Origin of the sequence: uncultured Gilvimarinus sp. (genome assembly GCF_963972205.1) — a bacterium.
GTDB classification, from domain to species: Bacteria; Pseudomonadota; Gammaproteobacteria; order Pseudomonadales; family Cellvibrionaceae; genus Gilvimarinus; species Gilvimarinus japonicus.
The window spans coordinates 365,854-382,834 of sequence record NZ_CAXAUC010000002.1; the positions used below are offsets into that span (position 1 = coordinate 365,854).

Annotated in this window: 14 protein-coding genes; 11 read left to right on the top strand and 3 right to left on the bottom strand. The window is 50.6% G+C overall.

The window, feature by feature from the left end; genetic code table 11:
* Nucleotides 1–40 precede the first annotated feature (40 nt).
* The 5 genes from ribF to ispH all read left to right on the top strand — a co-directional run bounded on the left by ribF (nt 41) and on the right by ispH (nt 5,815).
* The gene (gene ribF / locus AACY82_RS06165) at nt 41–1,021 is read left to right on the top strand and encodes a bifunctional riboflavin kinase/FAD synthetase (RefSeq protein WP_339615904.1); all 981 of its coding nucleotides are present in this window, start codon (nt 41–43) and stop codon (nt 1,019–1,021) included.
* Nucleotides 1,022–1,037: 16 nt separating this feature from the next.
* Nucleotides 1,038–3,839 carry an isoleucine--tRNA ligase gene (gene ileS / locus AACY82_RS06170; RefSeq protein WP_339615905.1) on the top strand — a complete coding sequence of 934 codons (2,802 nt, stop codon included), beginning with the start codon at nt 1,038–1,040 and terminating at the stop codon, nt 3,837–3,839.
* 11 nt (nt 3,840–3,850) lie between these two features.
* On the top strand, nt 3,851–4,372 hold the full coding sequence (lspA, locus tag AACY82_RS06175; RefSeq protein WP_339615906.1) for a signal peptidase II: 522 nt from the start codon (nt 3,851–3,853) through the stop codon (nt 4,370–4,372).
* Nucleotides 4,365–4,814 carry a peptidylprolyl isomerase gene (locus AACY82_RS06180; protein WP_339615907.1) on the top strand — a complete coding sequence of 150 codons (450 nt, stop codon included), beginning with the start codon at nt 4,365–4,367 and terminating at the stop codon, nt 4,812–4,814. The genes lspA and AACY82_RS06180 overlap by 8 nt, the downstream gene beginning before the upstream one ends.
* Nucleotides 4,815–4,882: 68 nt before the next feature.
* Complete coding sequence (gene ispH, locus AACY82_RS06185; RefSeq protein WP_339615908.1) at nt 4,883–5,815, top strand: 4-hydroxy-3-methylbut-2-enyl diphosphate reductase; 933 nt, start codon at nt 4,883–4,885, stop codon at nt 5,813–5,815.
* Here the strand turns inward: ispH and AACY82_RS06190 are convergent.
* Nucleotides 5,807–6,337 carry a GspH/FimT family pseudopilin gene (locus tag AACY82_RS06190; protein ID WP_339615909.1) on the bottom strand — a complete coding sequence of 177 codons (531 nt, stop codon included), beginning with the start codon at nt 6,335–6,337 and terminating at the stop codon, nt 5,807–5,809. The two genes, ispH and AACY82_RS06190, sit on opposite strands and share 9 nt — an antisense overlap.
* A gap of 199 nt (nt 6,338–6,536) precedes the next feature.
* On the opposite strand from AACY82_RS06190, the gene AACY82_RS06195 reads away from it, so the two are divergent.
* The 6 genes from AACY82_RS06195 to AACY82_RS06220 are packed head-to-tail and all read left to right on the top strand — an operon-like array spanning nt 6,537 to nt 13,799.
* Nucleotides 6,537–7,109, top strand: a complete 573-nt coding sequence (locus tag AACY82_RS06195) for a GspH/FimT family pseudopilin (protein WP_339615910.1) — start codon at nt 6,537–6,539, stop codon at nt 7,107–7,109.
* Nucleotides 7,102–7,482, top strand: coding sequence for a type IV pilus modification protein PilV (gene pilV / locus AACY82_RS06200; RefSeq protein ID WP_339615911.1), 381 nt, complete (start codon nt 7,102–7,104; stop codon nt 7,480–7,482). Before AACY82_RS06195 ends, pilV begins: the two co-directional genes overlap by 8 nt.
* Nucleotides 7,483–7,492: 10 nt before the next feature.
* Complete coding sequence (locus AACY82_RS06205) at nt 7,493–8,548, top strand: PilW family protein (protein WP_339615912.1); 1,056 nt, start codon at nt 7,493–7,495, stop codon at nt 8,546–8,548.
* A gap of 9 nt (nt 8,549–8,557) precedes the next feature.
* A complete protein-coding gene (locus AACY82_RS06210) occupies nt 8,558–9,085 on the top strand; it encodes a PilX N-terminal domain-containing pilus assembly protein (RefSeq protein WP_339615913.1) in 528 nt (175 codons plus the stop codon).
* A 19-nt stretch (nt 9,086–9,104) separates the two neighbouring features.
* Complete coding sequence (locus AACY82_RS06215; RefSeq protein ID WP_339615914.1) at nt 9,105–13,373, top strand: PilC/PilY family type IV pilus protein; 4,269 nt, start codon at nt 9,105–9,107, stop codon at nt 13,371–13,373.
* A gap of 27 nt (nt 13,374–13,400) precedes the next feature.
* Nucleotides 13,401–13,799, top strand: coding sequence for a type IV pilin protein (locus AACY82_RS06220; protein ID WP_339615915.1), 399 nt, complete (start codon nt 13,401–13,403; stop codon nt 13,797–13,799).
* A 30-nt stretch (nt 13,800–13,829) separates the two neighbouring features.
* Here the strand turns inward: AACY82_RS06220 and AACY82_RS06225 are convergent, their stop codons facing one another.
* Both AACY82_RS06225 and AACY82_RS06230 read right to left on the bottom strand, forming a co-directional pair.
* On the bottom strand, nt 13,830–15,215 hold the full coding sequence (locus tag AACY82_RS06225; protein ID WP_339615916.1) for a sigma-54 dependent transcriptional regulator: 1,386 nt from the start codon (nt 15,213–15,215) through the stop codon (nt 13,830–13,832).
* Nucleotides 15,212–16,816: an ATP-binding protein gene (locus AACY82_RS06230; RefSeq protein WP_339615917.1), complete on the bottom strand. Its 1,605-nt coding sequence runs from the start codon at nt 16,814–16,816 to the stop codon at nt 15,212–15,214. Before AACY82_RS06230 ends, AACY82_RS06225 begins: the two co-directional genes overlap by 4 nt.
* Nucleotides 16,817–16,981: the final 165 nt, after the last annotated feature.

The following is a 16,981-nucleotide window of genomic DNA, read 5'->3' on the forward strand; positions in this document are numbered from 1 at the left end:
ATACTCACGCGTCAGATTTTCCGCCGTCAACAGGTTCCGTGTGAAGAGTCAGGCCCCAGAATTTATTCGCGGTTTATACAACCTGCGCGAGCGCCATCGGGGGTCTGTGGCCACCATTGGCACCTTTGATGGTGTTCACCTGGGGCATCAGGCCATACTGCGTCAACTCAAAGGCGTGTCCGAGCGCCTTAACTTACCCTCTGTGGTGATTTTGTTTGAGCCCCAGCCCCACGAGTACTTCTCTCGGGAGCGGGCTCCGGCGCGGCTGATGCGCCTGCGTGAAAAACTTGAGGCGCTGTTTGCCGCCGGTGTCGATAAAGTGTTGTGCCTGCAGTTTAACGAGGCGTTTCGCAGTTTGACGGCGCGCCAGTTTATCGACCGGGTGTTGGTCGATGGCCTGGGCATTCGTCATCTTGTGGTGGGCGATGATTTTCGCTTTGGCTGTGATCGTGCGGGTAACTACGAGCTGTTGCAACGTGTTGGCGCGCAGGGCTGTTTTGGGGTCACCGATACTTGTACCTTAACCCTCGCCGGTGAGCGAGTGAGCAGTACCCGGATTCGCCAACACCTGCAGGCCGGTGAATTTGCCCGGGCTGAGGCCTGCCTTGGTCGGCCCTACGCGATCAGTGGCCGGGTCGGTCACGGTAAAAAGCTGGGTCGTCAGTTGGGCGTGCCTACGGCCAATGTCCGCTTGCAGCGCTATCGTTCGCCGCTGTCGGGCGTTTTTGTGATCAGTGCCGAGTTGGCCGATGGCAAGTGTTACTCTGGTGTTGCTAACGTCGGGGCAAAGCCCACCATAGCGGGAGACCTGGAGCCCCTATTGGAGGTGCACCTGTTAAACTTTGACCGAGACATCTATGGTCAGCCTATAAAGGTGATGTTTCACCAGCGGTTACGAGCCGAGCAAAAATTTGCATCGCTTGCGGCACTAACCACACAATTGCAGGATGATATTCGTGGCGCCCAGGCTTATTTTGCTGCCGTGCCACCAGCGTCCACTGGATTACCCACTCTTAACTGACATTTGACTGAAGACAATGACTGATTACAAAGCAACCTTGAATTTGCCCCAAACGTCTTTTGCCATGAAGGCCAACCTGGCCCAGCGCGAGCCCGAGATGCTCAAAGCGTGGGCCAAAGAGGGTCTGTACGAACAGATCCGTGCCGCGCGTAAGGGACGTAAATCGTACATTTTGCATGATGGTCCGCCCTATGCGAATGGCGATATTCACATTGGTCATGCGGTTAACAAGATCCTTAAAGATATTATCGTTAAGAGCAAAACCCTAAGTGGGTTTGATGCCCCTTACGTGCCGGGCTGGGACTGTCACGGTTTACCGATTGAGCACAACGTCGAGAAAAAACACGGTAAAGCCGGTGTTAAGTTAGACGTTAAAGCATTTAGACAAAAGTGCCGCGAGTACGCCGCGCGCCAAGTTGATGGTCAACGTAAAGACTTTATGCGCTTGGGTGTGTTGGGCGACTGGCACAACCCTTACCTCACCATGGACTTTAAGTTTGAGGCGGATATTATTCGCGCTTTGGGCAAAATCGTCGACAATGGGCACTTGCAGCGGGGTTTTAAACCCGTTTACTGGTCTGTGGTGGGGGGCTCGGCACTGGCCGAAGCCGAGGTCGAGTATCAAGACAAAACCTCGTTTAGCATCGATGTGAAATTTGCTTTTGCCGACCAAGATGCCGCCGCCAGTGCGATTGATGATTTGAGCGGCAGTGGCCCACTGTCGGTGGTGATCTGGACCACGACCCCCTGGACGCTGCCGGCCAACCAGGCCGTTAGTGTTAACCCTGAGTTGGATTACGTTGTTGTGGCGGCTGCGGGCGAGCGTTTAGTGATGGCCGAAGGACTGTATGAGTCGGTTATGGCGCGTGCCGGCATCGAAGATTTTACCGTGGTAGGCCGAGCCAAAGGCGCCGCTCTTGAAGGGCAAAACTTGCTGCACCCGTTTTATGAACGCCAAGTTCCGGTGATTTTGGGTGATCACGTTACCCTTGATGCGGGTACTGGTTGTGTACACACAGCGCCCGATCACGGTATGGACGACTTTGTGGTGGGACGTAAATACGACATTGGTACACTAAACTATATCGATGATAATGGTCTGTACCGCGATCATGTGCCGGTGTTTGCCGGTGAGCATGTGTATAAAGTCGATGAAAAAGTCATCGACCTGCTCAAAGAAAAGAGCGCATTGTTTTTTGAAAGTAAAATCACCCACAGCTTTCCACATTGCTGGCGCACCAAAACGCCGTTAATTTTTCGTGCGACGCCGCAATGGTTTGTCAGCATGACCAAAAACGATTTACGTGGCCAGGTCGCAAAGTCGGTAGAGGGAGTGCAGTGGGTGCCCAACTGGGGGCGCGCACGTATCGACTCGATGCTGGAGTCCAGTCCCGATTGGTGTATCTCCCGTCAGCGCACTTGGGGCGTCCCGATCGCCTTGTTTGTCCACAAAGAAACCGGCGCACTGCACCCGCGTACGGACGAGCTAATCGAGCAAGTCGCGCTGCACGTGGAAAAAACCGGCATGGATGCTTGGTACGACCTAGATGCGGCGAGCTTATTAGGAAATGAGGCGAACGAATACGACAAGGTAACCGATACCTTGGATGTGTGGTTTGACTCTGGGGTTACGCACTATGCCGTACTTCAGCAGCGCGAATGCTTAAGCTACCCGGCCGATTTATATCTGGAGGGGTCCGATCAACACCGGGGCTGGTTTCAGTCATCGTTAAAAACGGCAATGGCCATGAACGGTACAGCGCCGTACAAAACCGTTTTGACCCACGGTTTTGTTGTCGATGCCGATGGCCGAAAAATGTCTAAGTCCATAGGCAATACCGTCGCGCCCCAAAAAGTCTTTAATGACTTGGGCGCCGATGTGCTGCGCCTGTGGGTGGCGGCCACTGACTTTAGCTCAGAGATGAGCGTCTCGGAAGAAATTTTAAAACGCACCGCTGACTCGTACCGGCGTATTCGCAATACCGCGCGGTTTATTTTGTCTAACCTAAACGGCTTTGATCCAGCTACCGATCTAGTGGCGGAAAATGAGTTGCTGGCACTTGATCGCTGGGTGGTGGGCCGCGCCGGTCAACTACAACAAGAGTTGATCCAATGCTACGACAACTTCCAGCTGCATCAGGTTTATCAAAAACTGCATAATTTTTGTGTGGTTGAGCTGGGTGGTTTTTATCTGGATATTATTAAAGATCGTCAGTACACCACTAAAGCTGATTCACGTCCGCGTCGGTCGGCGCAAACGGCGCTGTATTATTTGGCAGAGGCGTTTACTCGTTGGATTGCGCCGGTGCTGAGCTTTACCGCCTTTGAAATGTGGCAACAGTTGCCCGGCAAGCCTGAAAGCAGTGTGTTTACCGCCGAATGGTTTGCATTGCCCGAGTGTATCGACACCCGCTTGGGCGATGATTTTTGGGCGCAGGTGGCTGATGTTAAAGCGGCTACCAACAAAGTGTTGGAGGCTAAACGGGGTGAAGGCGTAATCGGTGGCTCTTTGTCGGCAGAGTTAACGCTTTATTGCGATGAACAATTGCTGAGCCAGCTGGCGTTGCTTGGGGATGAGCTGCGTTTTATCTTAATCAGCTCGGCGGCCACGTTGGCGCCATTAAGTAGCGCTGGCGATGATGCGATTGCAACCGACGTTGAAGGTTTACGCGTTGCCGTGAGCAAGTCCGAGCAACCTAAGTGCGCACGTTGCTGGCATTTTCGCGCTGACGTTGGCGCCGTGGCGGCTCACCCGGAAATCTGTCAGCGCTGTGCTGATAACATTGATGGCGCCGGTGAAGTTCGGCACTACGCCTAAGGGGCTTGGCTATGTGGAAAAAGATAGCGCATCCGTGGGGCTGGTATTTATTGGCTGCCATTGTGTTCTTGTTGGATCAGTGGAGTAAGACGGCGGTAGTGGCGAGTTTGGATTACAACTCGCCTGTGGCATTTACCTCGTTTTTTAATTTTACCTTGCTGCACAATCCAGGCGCCGCATTTAGTTTTTTAAGCGACGCCAGTGGTTGGCAGCGTTGGTTTTTTACCGCTATTGCTGCCGTGTTTAGCGTGGTGATTGTGATTTGGTTGGCGCGTTTGCCAAAAGCCCGCTGGATTGAGGCGATGGCGCTTGGGTTTATTTTAGGCGGTGCGTTAGGTAACTTGTACGATCGCGTGGTGCTTGGTCACGTAGTCGACTTTATCGTGGTGCATTATCAAGATAATTATTTTCCGGCGTTTAACTTGGCAGATTCTGCCATTTGTTTTGGTGCTTTTTGGTTAATTGTAGATATGTTGTTTAACGCTAAAAAAGAGACTGCCGGTAAGGCGAGCAAAGGTGATGGCCATGCGTGATTTGACCGTTGGGCCGGGTACCCGTGTGACGCTACATTTCTCGTTAGCGCTACCCGATGGCCAGTTGGTGGATTCCAATTTTGAAAGTTCGCCAGCTACTTTTACGGTGGGCGATGGCAAACTTTTAAAAGGGTTTGAGCAGGCGTTGTTTGGTTTGCGTGAAGGTGCCCGAGAAGAGTTAACCGTTAAACCCGAGGCGGGCTTCGGCGCACATAATCCCAATAACATCCAGACAATCCCGCGCTCGGACTTTGAGCCGGAGCTGGAGTTAAGCCAAGGTTTAATGTTGTCATTTGCCGATGCGCAAAATACCGAGCTGCCGGGTGTCGTGGTTGACTTTAATGATGAAGAAGTTACGGTTGACTTTAACCACCCGCTGGCGGGCCGGGACATCACCTTTAAGGTGGCAATTCTGCAAATCGAGCCGGCTCAGGTACATTAATTTTGCGGGATACGGAGAGCGCTGAACACGCCCCGTATCCCGTTTTCCAGAAACCATAGGTTTCAACTATGCAAATTAAATTGGCTAACCCACGCGGTTTTTGTGCTGGTGTCGACCGCGCGATTGATATCGTCAACCGGGCTCTAGATGTGTTCGGTGCTCCTATCTATGTTCGTCATGAAGTGGTCCACAATAAATTCGTGGTCGATACTTTGCGTGAGCGTGGGGCGGTGTTCGTTGATGAGCTGGAAGAAGTGCCTGACGACGTTATTGTCATTTTTAGCGCCCATGGCGTCTCCCAAGCTGTGCGTAATGAAGCGGCCGAGCGCAGCTTACAAGTGTTTGATGCTACCTGCCCGTTGGTTACCAAAGTACATATGGAGGTGTCGCGTTATAGTCGTGACGGCAGCGAGTGCGTCCTGATTGGGCACGCCGGCCACCCCGAAGTTGAGGGCACCATGGGGCAATACGACGCCCGCAATGGCGGCAAGATGTATCTTGTCGAAAGCGTGGCGGATGTGGCTAAGCTTGAAGTTGCAGACCCGTCTCGTCTGGCTTACGTCACCCAAACGACGCTCTCGATGGACGACACCGCTGAGATCATCGCCGCACTGCGAGCAAAATTTACCCAGATCCAAGGCCCGCGTAAAGACGATATTTGCTACGCCACCACCAATCGCCAAGATGCCGTACGTCAATTGGCGCTGGAGTGCGACTTATTGTTGGTGGTCGGCTCGCCCAACAGCTCCAACTCCAACCGCTTGCGCGAGCTGGCCGAGCGTTGTGGGACTGAGGCGTATTTAATAGATAGTCCGGCTGATATTGATGACCGTTGGATAAAAGGTAAAAACCAGATCGGCATCACGGCCGGAGCCTCAGCGCCAGAGACATTAGTGCAGCAAGTGGTTGATCATCTGACGGCTTTGGGGGCTAAGCTCCCACAAGAGGTGGCGGGCATCCCGGAAAATATAAGTTTTTCGTTACCCAAAGAGTTACGGTGAGTTGGCGCACTTAGCTGCGTCGATTCGCTCTTTCCGTAAGCGGCCCCCTCTGGCAAGTATGAGGGCGTAGCCGGGCCCAGGTTCCTTGGGGCAGATGTTGATCGTACCTGCTTGAAAGGCCGAGGCTCTCGATCCGCTGGCCCAGCGACTTTCACCCGTCCCTAAGTAGGAAATATAATCGTTTACCCAGCGGTTGCCCTTAATGGTGACAGAGTCGTATACCCCGTCGGCGTGTAGCAGCAGAGCCTCTTCGCTGTCTTTGTCACCATCGTGATTGCCGTCGTGAAATATAATCCAACCATCCTCCCAAGTAGGGTCTGCGGCCAGAGTGACGCGCCGATTGTCTTTAACTGCGTGACTGCGTGCTGTTTGGATGGCGACCAGCAAGTCTTCGGTGATGGCTTTTACTTTATGAGATTGTACAAGCTCCTGAAAACCAGGTATTGCAATGGCGAGCATGATGGCCATGATGGTGATGCTGACCATGCTCTCTAGTAGCGAGAACCCATTACTTAATTTCATGCGGTGTACCTCCCTGTGATAGGGGCTCGATCAAGTCGCGGAGACTTTGAGCGGGCCGTTCATTCTTCCTTGCTGACCGTGTATCTGTTAACTGTGTAAGTTTCTTGTTGGTCTGTTATGTTACGTGAATGTAGTCTGACTGGCGACGCTCGTCAAAGAGCGAGTTTGGTTAGTCGCAAGATAAAAAGGACAAAGTGTTATGAAAGACCGATCAGCGGGGTTTACCTTGATCGAATTAATGGTAGTGGTAGTGGTTATGACAATTGCTGCCGCTATTGCTTTACCGAACTTCCGCACCATGATTATTAATCATCAATCTCAGGGGTTAGCAGAGGATGTTATCGGTGCGATCCAGTTCACCCGCTCAGAGGCGGTAAAGCGTGGAGAGTTTGTCAGCCTATGTGCCAGTAATGCCGACCAGAGCGCCTGTGGTAGTGATTGGAGCAATGGTATGCTTGCCGTGACCGATATCGCCAAAGAGAACGGAGCGGCGGTAACGGTGGGAGAAATTTTAAAAATATGGGAGGGCTTCTCGCCCAGTGCCAGCATAAGTGTAGAGCGGGGGTCAGCTGGTAGTCTGTCGGCGACTTCATTTTTGCGCTACGCTCCTGGCGGCATGATGGCCCAGATCAGTAACAATGATACCGAAATTAGGTTTGAAGTTTATGTCGATGAATGTGACGGGCCCATGCAGCGTAATATCCGCGTAACACGGGCGGGCATGGTCAGTGCTGAGCGGGTGCAATGCCCAGGAGGGGGAAGCGGTGGATAGTAACAAACAAAGCGGTATCAGTCTGATTGAAGTAATGATTACGGTGCTTATTCTCTCAACTGCAATATTGGCGTTGGCGGCATTGCACACCCGATCTTTACAGTATAATACGAGTGCTTATATGCGTTCGCAAGCCAATATCATGGCGTACGATGTGATAGATCGTATTCGCGCCCAAAGTGCTCATGATGTGATTAGTGTTCCTGCGGAAAATGAATTGAAGTTGATTGTAGCAAACCTGCCTGGCGCTTCTATCGATATCGACTGCGATGATCGTTTATGTACGGTTTCTGTGAAATGGGACGAGCCCACCGTAAATGAAGCTGGTAATGCGGCGGAACAGACGACCTTCAGCTATGTGTCGCAAGTGTAAAGGGATGGTTATGAAGCGAGTGCAGAGAGGTTTTTCATTGATAGAGCTAATGGTTGCTATGGTCATTGGCTTGGTGTTAATGACTGGTGTGGTTCAGATGTTCTTGTCCAGTAAACAAGTCTTTTCCACCCAGCAGGGTATTTCCCGTGTCCAAGAAACAGGCCGCCTAGCGGTGGATTTTATTGCGGAGGATGTCCGCGAGTCCGGTTTCTTTGGCTGCGCGCGTCCGACCAAATGGAACTTCTTTAATACACTGAATAATGCTGGAAAGTTTGGGCGTGATTTTAGCCTCACCAATTGGCTCCAGATATTTACTGCCGCTCCGACTGGAATGGATTTGGGTGATGCCCCCAAAGCAGGTACACCTATTTTAGCTCTCTATGGGGCCAATAGTGAAAGTGTCAGTGTCGTGGGTATGAATACTAGCAATGAGGTTTTCGTGGCGCAAACTCCCTCTGAAGATTCTGGTTGTCCCAGCGGTTTTTGCGAGAAAGATATTGTTGCGGCGACCGATTGCGAAAAAATTTGGATTTTTGAAGTAACAACATCAGAAGAAGAAACAATCACTGTAGAGGGTGAGTCTGTAAACGCTGTGTCACTGGAACATGGTAGCGCGGGTAATAGTATCTCCCAGTGGGGAGGCGTTACTACGAGTTTGGCTGGGCGCATCGATCGTGTGGTTAGCGAAGTTTACAAAATAGAGTCATCCGTTTATTTCATACGCGATAATACAGCCGGTCGTCCAACGCTGTGGCATAAGCGCGGTGACAGTACCCCCTACGAACTGCTTGAAGGCGTAGAAAATGTGAATATAGAGTTGGGGCTAGACAATGCGGGCGCCGATTTGGTCGTGGATGAATACGTTAACCCGTCCGATATGACATCGTCCGCGCAGTGGGGCCAAGTGGCCGCTATGCGGTTAGAGCTTTTGGTGCAGAGCCCGGAAGACAATGTCGCGTCAGAGCCGCAGTCCTATACATTCGCAGGTGAAACCAAAACCGCCGACGATAAACGCATTAGGCAGGTATTTACGGCGACGGTTGGTATTCGTCCGAAGCTGAATTAAGGAATCGTTATGCAATCAAAAAATATTAACGCGCAATCGGGAGCAACGCTAATAATTGGCCTGATTATGGTAGTTTTAATCGCGGTTGTGGGGTTGTCGGCTATTCGCGGCAGCGGTCTGCAAGAACAAATGGCTGGTAATATGCGTGACCGGAATATTGCATTTCAGGCGGGTGAGTCGGGCGTTCGAGGCGGTGAAGATATGCCCGCTGAAAATAATGTTCCAGATGCTACCGAATCGGGTTTTATTTCCTTTACCGATCTGGAAAAGGCCAGTCCTAGAGGAACGGTGTTTTGGCAGGACGAGAGTAATTGGAATGCCGATTCGGCCAGCTATGCGCAGGACTTAAAATATGTGGCCAAGGCACCTGATGTCTTGCTCGAGGAGTTACGTTTTCGCTCTACAGGTTTTGATGGTGGTGGTGTTGACCAGGGTAGTAGTATGAATATTGATGATGAAACACGCTATCGCATTACCGCTCATGGTGTGGGTGGTAGTGAAAACTCAAGTGTAATTATTCAATCGACTTTCCGCTAGTCGGTCGGAGGAGATGGAAATGAAACATTTAAGGGCACAGCTAAAACGTATATGTAGAGCATCTATCGCGATCTCCTTTGCGGCATTATCGGCGTTGTCAGCACACAGTGTTAACGCCTTTACTCTATCTCAGGGTCCATTATTTCTGTCAAAGCCAGTCCGGCCGATCGTAATGCTGAACTTGTCCAGCGATCATCAGCTATTTTACAAAGCCTATGATGATTATTCCGATTTGGATGGCGATGGTAATATCGATACAGGCTACATAGATGGCTATGAGTACTACGGTTATTTTGAAAGCAAGCTTTGCTATAGTCATAGCGGGGGAGTGTTTAATCCCATTGCTACAACGGATGCTAATTTCCACTGTAAATCAGGTGGGGATTGGAGTGGTAACTTTCTGAATTGGGCAAGCATGACTCGTATGGACGCGGTACGAAAAATTCTTTACGGTGGGAAGCGCTTCAAAGACAAAGCGGGCGAAACAATCCTTGAACGTGCCTTTATTCCCACAGACGCCCATTCCTTTGCCAAGTTTTATAATGGCGATAGTCTCAGTGATCTAACCCCCTACAGTGATTCTAGTGGTATTACGATATGCAATACGACCTACTTTAATAGCGGGCAGTCACAGAACACCAGTGCCCCCCCTTTGATGCGTATTGCCAAGGGTAATTATTCCTTATGGGCCAGCAATGAAGGGCTTCAATGTCACTGGGATGGCGAGGCGGCCGCCAGTAATGGTAATAATTCATCTGTTACTGGGATTTATGCTGAGGGAAATAACCCCGTTAAGAATAGCGTCGATGGCAAAGACGTGATCGTTAGAGTTAAGGCTTGTGTTCCTGTTTCTGGTTTCGACAGCACCGAAGCATCGCAAAAATGTAAAACCTATGACAGCGGTACCCCTAAACCCACAGGGCTGCTGCACCAGTTTGGTGATAATGACGATATCTTATTTGGTTTGTTGACGGGCTCTTACGGCAAGCGTAAAAGCGGCGGTGTGCTGCGCAAGCAGGTAGGAGAATTTTCGAACGAAATTAACGATAACGGCACCTTCAAAAAAGATGCCGACGGCGGCAGCATTGTCGACACCATTGATCGCATTCGTATTGCCCGTTACAACCCGAGCAATAATGGTTACGTGAGCTCTGACAATTGTACTTACGGTAAAACATCATTTAATAACGGCCAATGCACCAACTGGGGTAACCCGCAGAGTGAAATATATCTAGAATCATTGCGTTATTTGGCCGGCACCCAAAGTGCTAATTTTGACTCTACTGATACTAGCTATATCCCGAACTTACAAAAGGCTGCGTGGAATAAACCGATTACCGAAGACAACGCCTGCGCCCCCATAAGTGTTCTTCAGTTTAACGCTTCCACAAGCTCGTTTGACTACAATGGCGGCGGTGGCGGCGAATTATCCGGGTTTTCGGATTTGGCTCCTGTGGAGAGTTTAGACTCTTTAACTAATAAGGTCGGGTCTGACGATGCCGGGACTTACCTAGTGGGGGCTATCGATGGCGGTAATACCGATGAGTTGTGCACCCCTAAGAGCGTTACGTCTCTTTCCAAAGTGTATGGCACATGTCCTGATGCCCCTCGCTTAAAAGGGGGCTATCAAATTGCCGGTATTGCCTACCATGCCCGAAAATACGGTATTCCTAACTCCACCGAAAAAGTAAGAACCTTTGGTATTGCACTGGCCCCCGCTGTACCTAAGATTGAATTGAATTTAGGCGGGAAAAGCGTGACGATTCTGCCGGCCTGCCGCGCCTCGGACAATAACTACAACGATAATTGGCAAAACCCCAATGGCAACTGTGCCATAGTGGATTTTAAGCTGGTAGAGCAGGATTCGACCGGTAATATCCGTTCGGGTAAAGCCTACGTTAACTGGGAGGATAGCGAGCAAGGCGGTGACTACGACCAAGATATGTGGGGTATGCTCGAGTATCGTGCCAACCTTAGCGCCGGCACGATCGATGTTTCGACTCGAGTAATGGCCGTATCTACCGACTTTCCCATGGGGTTTGGGTATGTAATCAGCGGGGTTGAAGAGCCTGGATTTAAGGTCCATTCCGGTGTGAATAATTTCGAGTACGGAGAGAATTGTACCCGAAAGGATGGTTCGCCCAACTGGACCGAATGTAAATGTAAGAAGCCAAAATGGGAAAATGGTAATTTGAACCACTATACAGGTAGTGAGTGGAATTGGCCTAATACGGAGCAGTGTGATATCGATGCGACCACCGAGAGCTATACGGTGACCGGTTCCGAGGGCGCGATCATGAAACAACCCCTTGAGTACGCTGCTCTTTGGGGTGGATATCCCGACAAAAAAGCTGATGGCTCTGAGAATAATGCTCCAATTAATGGTCAGAACGACACCTACCTGCCGGCTCGAAACCCGGCTGAGCTGGAAAGACGCCTGGAAGTAGCGTTAACACAAGTGGCCGAGGGCATTGGTTCGGCCGCTTCGGTGGCGGCTAACTCTACCCGCTTGGGTACCGACAGTATGGTGTTCCAGGCTGCATTCGATACCCAGAATTGGAGCGGGGATTTAAAAGCATTTGAAATTAAACGCAGTGACAGTACCACCACAATAAGTTCCACGGCTTCGTGGAATGCTGCCGATAAAATTGGCACGCCCAATTCTCGCAGTATTTATACATATAATCCGGAAAGCGAGGCTGTAGTAAGTTTTGATTGGTCTGAGCTGAGCCAAGACCAAAAAGATGCGTTAAACATGGGCCCAGCGGGGTTGCCGGACAACTTGGGTGCTGAACGGGTGGACTGGACACGCGGTGCTAGTCACTCAGCTTTGCGTGATCGTACTGCCGAGGGTAAGCGGCTTCTAGGGGATATAGTCAATGCAGATCCGGTATTCGTGGGCGGCCAAGATTATGGCTTCGTTCAATCTGGGTATCGGGGCTATGTGAATACTACAAAAGCCGATGCCGAGCCGATGGTGTATGTAAACGCTAACGACGGAATGCTGCACGCCTTCAGGGTGAGTGACGGAGTTGAGCAATTTGCGTTTATTCCGTCGATCAATTATGACAAGCTTGCCCAGCGAAGCTATACCAACTTTGGCGCATTTAGTAATAATCACAAGTATTTGCTGGACGGTCAAATATTTGTGGGTGACTTCAAGGTGGATGGGAGCTGGCGCACCATATTGGTCTCTGCGTTTGGCGGGGGTGGCAAAGGCCTATTTGCGCTGGATATTACCGATGGTTTTGATCCGCAAACAGATTTCCTGTTTGAACTGACGGGTGATGACTATCCTTTTATTGGCAATGTGATGGGGCGTCCTATCGTCTCACCTATGAAAGACGGCAGCTGGGCGTTGATCTTTGGTAATGGTTATAACAGTGATAACGCTGTCTCAGGCCTTGTGGTCGCTAACCTGGCAGATCCTAAAAATCCAGATGTTAAATTTATTAACACTGGCGTGGGGGGGGATAATGGTCTTGCTGAGCCCGCTATCAGCCTGGTGGCTGCCGGCACGGCTCAGTACGCCTATGGTGGTGATCTGAAGGGTAATTTATGGCGTTTCGACTTAGACGATGTTGCTGGAGAGGGTAGCGCTAAGAAGCTCTTCCAAGCTACCAACGATGATGGTGATCCTCAGCCGATTACCGCCTCACCGGTGCTGGGTATTAATCCGCTTATCTTTCGTGAGAGGGATGACGTTACCGATATTGTTAATATGGTCTACTTTGGTACCGGTAGCTATATGACCAATACAGATCCATTAAACCAAGACATGCAAGCCTTTTATGCGGTTGCTGATCTTGATAAAGAGATCGATAAAGGCAGCATGTATCTGAAGAAATACACGCAGTCCGATGCTACCAGGGTGGTAGGAGGCGGTGTAGAAAAAGAAAATGAGGTTGTTGACTGGTCCGAAAAAGATGGTTGGTACTTGAAGTTTGACAAGGAAAGCGGCGAACGGGTAGTAGAAAAGCCCACACTTATCTTTGACCGACTGATTTTCCCGACGGTTATTCCATCGGAAAGCCCCTGTGCTTATGGTGGTAGTAGTTGGATAATGGAGTTGGTTGGCGTAGGGCAGCTGTACAATAATCACTCGACGCTAGAGGATCAGGGAAGTCGAAATGACTCATTGGTCCAATTGTCGGACGTCATTTTGGATAAAAACGCCAAAGACGGCGGTACTATCGTAAAACAGAAAAGTGATGGTGAACTTGAGGCGATTGAAGCAGTATTTCCCGGAAGTGCGTTTGGTCGGCAGTCTTGGCGCCAAGTAAAGTAACCTAGGCGAGATAGATAGGATCTAGTTATGAGTATAAGTATAAAGCGCAATATGGGTTTTTCATTGATTGAGCTGATGGTAGTGGTGGTTATCCTAAGCATCATTACCGCGATTGCTCTTCCCTCTTATGTCGACCATGTGAGAAGAGGAAACCGAACAGACGCAAAGTCTGCGCTAAGCAATGCAGCGCAGCAAATGCAGCGCTGTTTTACCATTGACAACTCATACGCCAATTGTTCGGTACCAACTGAGTCAACTGAGGGCTTTTACAGCTTATCGTTAAACTCATCTGCCTCGACTTACACCATAACGGCGAAGGCGGCTAAGTCACCGCAAACCGGTGACGCCGGGTGCACAACGATGACAATTGATAGCTTTGGACGCCGGACGCCCGACCCTGACACCGATACCAATCGGTGTTGGTAACGCTTAGAGTAAGGCCCGCTGTCGCGGGCTTTACTCTTGATCCAACCCCAGCTTATGCAGTCTATATCTCAATGACCTAAAGCTCACTCCGAGCTTTTTGGCCGCCTGAGTTTTATTCCAGCGGCTGGCCTCCAGTGCGCTGCACAGTACTTCTTTTTCAATCTCTTCTAGATACTCATCCAGAGATTCATGCTCTAAACACCGTTGAAAGTGGTCGGGTTTTGCGTTGTTGCCAGCTTTTGTGGGGGCATCGTCGGTGGCGATGGTAGAGGCTGCGGTTGGCAATTGTAAGTCAGACTCGTCAATACAATCGCCTTCGCACAAGGTAAATGCGCGTTCTAAAATATTCTCTAGCTCACGAACATTGCCTGGAAATGAGTAAGCCATAAGAGCCGTTAACGCCTTGCTTGATAACGCGGGTGGCTCATGCCCTACCGAGCGCGCTATTTTGTTGAGTAATCGCTCGGCCAGTATGGGGATATCTTCTTGGCGCTCGCGCAAGGCGGGAACGGCCAGCTGAATAACATTGAGCCGGTAGAATAAATCTTGGCGAAAGGTGCCTCGAGCGACTTCTTGTTCGAGGCTTTTATGGGTGGCGCAGAGAATCCGCACATCGGTGGCTATTTCTCCTGCCGCGCCGACGGGACGCACGGTTTTTTCTTGAATAGCACGCAGCAGCTTTACTTGCATATCCAATGGCAAGTCGGCGACTTCATCAAAAAATAATGTGCCACCTTCTGCCGCTTTAAATAGGCCGGGTTTGTCTTGGTGGGCGCCGGTAAAGCTGCCTTTGACGTGGCCAAATAATTCGCTTTCAAGCAACTCACGCGGAATGGCACCGCAGTTTACTGCGATAAAAGGCGCGTCTGCCCGCGGACCCAGGTTGTGAATGGAGTGCGCAACCAGTTCTTTGCCCGAGCCTGATTCGCCGCTGATATAAACCGGCGCCTGTGAGCGCGCAAGCTTATGTATGCTGGCACTTAGGCGAACAATGGATGACGACTCGCCGGTCAGTAGGGTCGTTTTGTTGGACGGTTCGTTGGGTAGGTCGCCCGATTGGATGGCAGTATTAACAAGTTTGCGTAGCGTTGTTAGGTCGACGGGTTTAGAGATGAAGTCAAACGCGCCGGCTTTCATCGATTCAATCGCAATGTCGACGTTGCCGTGAGCGGTTATAACGGCTACCGGCATGCGCGGCTGATGCTGCTGAATATGTTCGACAATCTCTAAGCCGTTGCCGTCTGGTAGCTTCATGTCGGTTAAGCAAAAAGAAAATGTTTGTTTGGCGAGCAGTGCCTTGGCGTCGCGAATAGTCGCGACGCTGCGTGTGTCGATTTGCATTCGCCCCAGTGTAATCTCTAACAGTTCGCGAATGTCGGGTTCGTCATCGATGACTAATGCGGTTTTCTCGCTCATTGTTGTGCCTTGTCTGGGTGTGCCATTTGCAAAATAAAGCAGCTGGGTTGCTCATCGTCACACTGGTAGTGGAGAAAGGCCTGATTGGCCTCGCAAAGCTCTTGGCAGATAAACAGTCCCAAGCCTGAGCCAGTGCTCTCTGTGGTAAAAAAGGGCTCAAAGATATGTTTTTGGTTGTCTGGAGCGATTCCTGGCCCTTTGTCCACGATCTTAATATAAGGTGTTTGCCGGCTCGGTTCGATACCGATCACTAAGGTCACCGGCTCTTGGCAATCTTGCGGTGTGTAGCGCAGTGCGTTTTCGATAAGGTTGGTGAGTATTTGCTGCAAGTGACTCGCATCGAACGTTGCATACACGGGGATGGTATCAAATTTCAGTCCGATATCCATCTGGCTGTCGCGGTCGTGTTCATCGATAAACTGCTGTGCCCAATGGGTAAGCTCCAGGGTGGTTGGCGTGGCCGTTTTACGACGCGAGACCTGTAAAATATTTTCAATAATCTGGTTAACACGCTTGGTGTGGTTGCTGATTATCTCAAGTAAGCGACGGTCATCGTCAGGGATTTGCTGCGACTCGCCCAGCAGCTGGCTGGCGTGACTAATGGCGCCAAGTGGGTTGCGAATTTCGTGGGCGATGCTGGCGGTAAGACGCCCGAGCGAGGCGAGCTTTAGCTGCTGTGCTTGCTGAATAATGGCGCGGTTGTCTTCGATAAAAGCCAGCGTATCTTCGGTTTTACCAAGCTCTAGATTGGCTAAGCTAATGCGCAGTTCGTTGGTTGGGCCATAACGATTGTCGACGATGTCAGAGCCCTGTGCACGGCCGGTGCGCCATTGCTCTAGCTGGTTCTTGAGGGTAGGTATTTGGTTCAGCGATAAGCTGACGTCACCTGCGTTCTGCAGGCCCAGTAGGGTTTGCGCGGCCTCATTAATTAGCTCGATGTCGTCGTTTTTGTTTAGTACGACGATTCCCGTACGCATTCTCTCGACAATGAGCCGGGCGAGTTTTTGGAGGTGAGCGATATGCTGCGCGTGTGCCGCCAGCTTGTCGCTGCTGTCTCTAATTTTACGGGTGACGTACTGAAACGTTAGCGCCGTGATAAAAATCATCGCTCCGAGCGAGCCGGCGACAAACAAGGCTTTAGAGTCCACTCCTGAAACCAAGTGATGGACAAGGCTCTCGCCGATAAGCGCAATGGTGGCTAGCGCGGCCATAAACACCGCAAGTTGTGCCGGTAGTAGCATGCCGGCTGCAGCCACCGCAACAATAAGCAAATACCCTAAGCCGCTGGTGGCCCCCCCGCTGGCGTACATGATTAGGATAATGCTGATGATATCGCTAAGAATGGCCAAAAATCGTTGCTGTAACGTGGGAGTGCTTCTGTTGCGCCACAAAGTGATTAAGGTGACGAGGCTGACAATGGTGTAGGTCCAGGTGGTGTAGACGAACAGCGAGGCGTTTTCACTGCCCAGAACATTGCTGGCGAGGTTACTGCGATAGATTAACAGCAGTAAACTGCCCAATAGCACGCGATAATAGGTGTACACCCGTAACAGTTGATATGGGTCATAACTGGGATCTATCGCTGTGTTAATGGATTTCATAGGTATTATTCTGGGCCGTAAAGTTGGCTTGGTTGAGATAAAAGCCGATAAGGCGATTGTACAGCATTGCTTGAGTGCAACGATTCAGCCTACACTCAAAATTGGTCTAGGCGGATTAAAAAATACACATTTTTGAGTGTGAACTGACATATTTTGTTTTAGTCA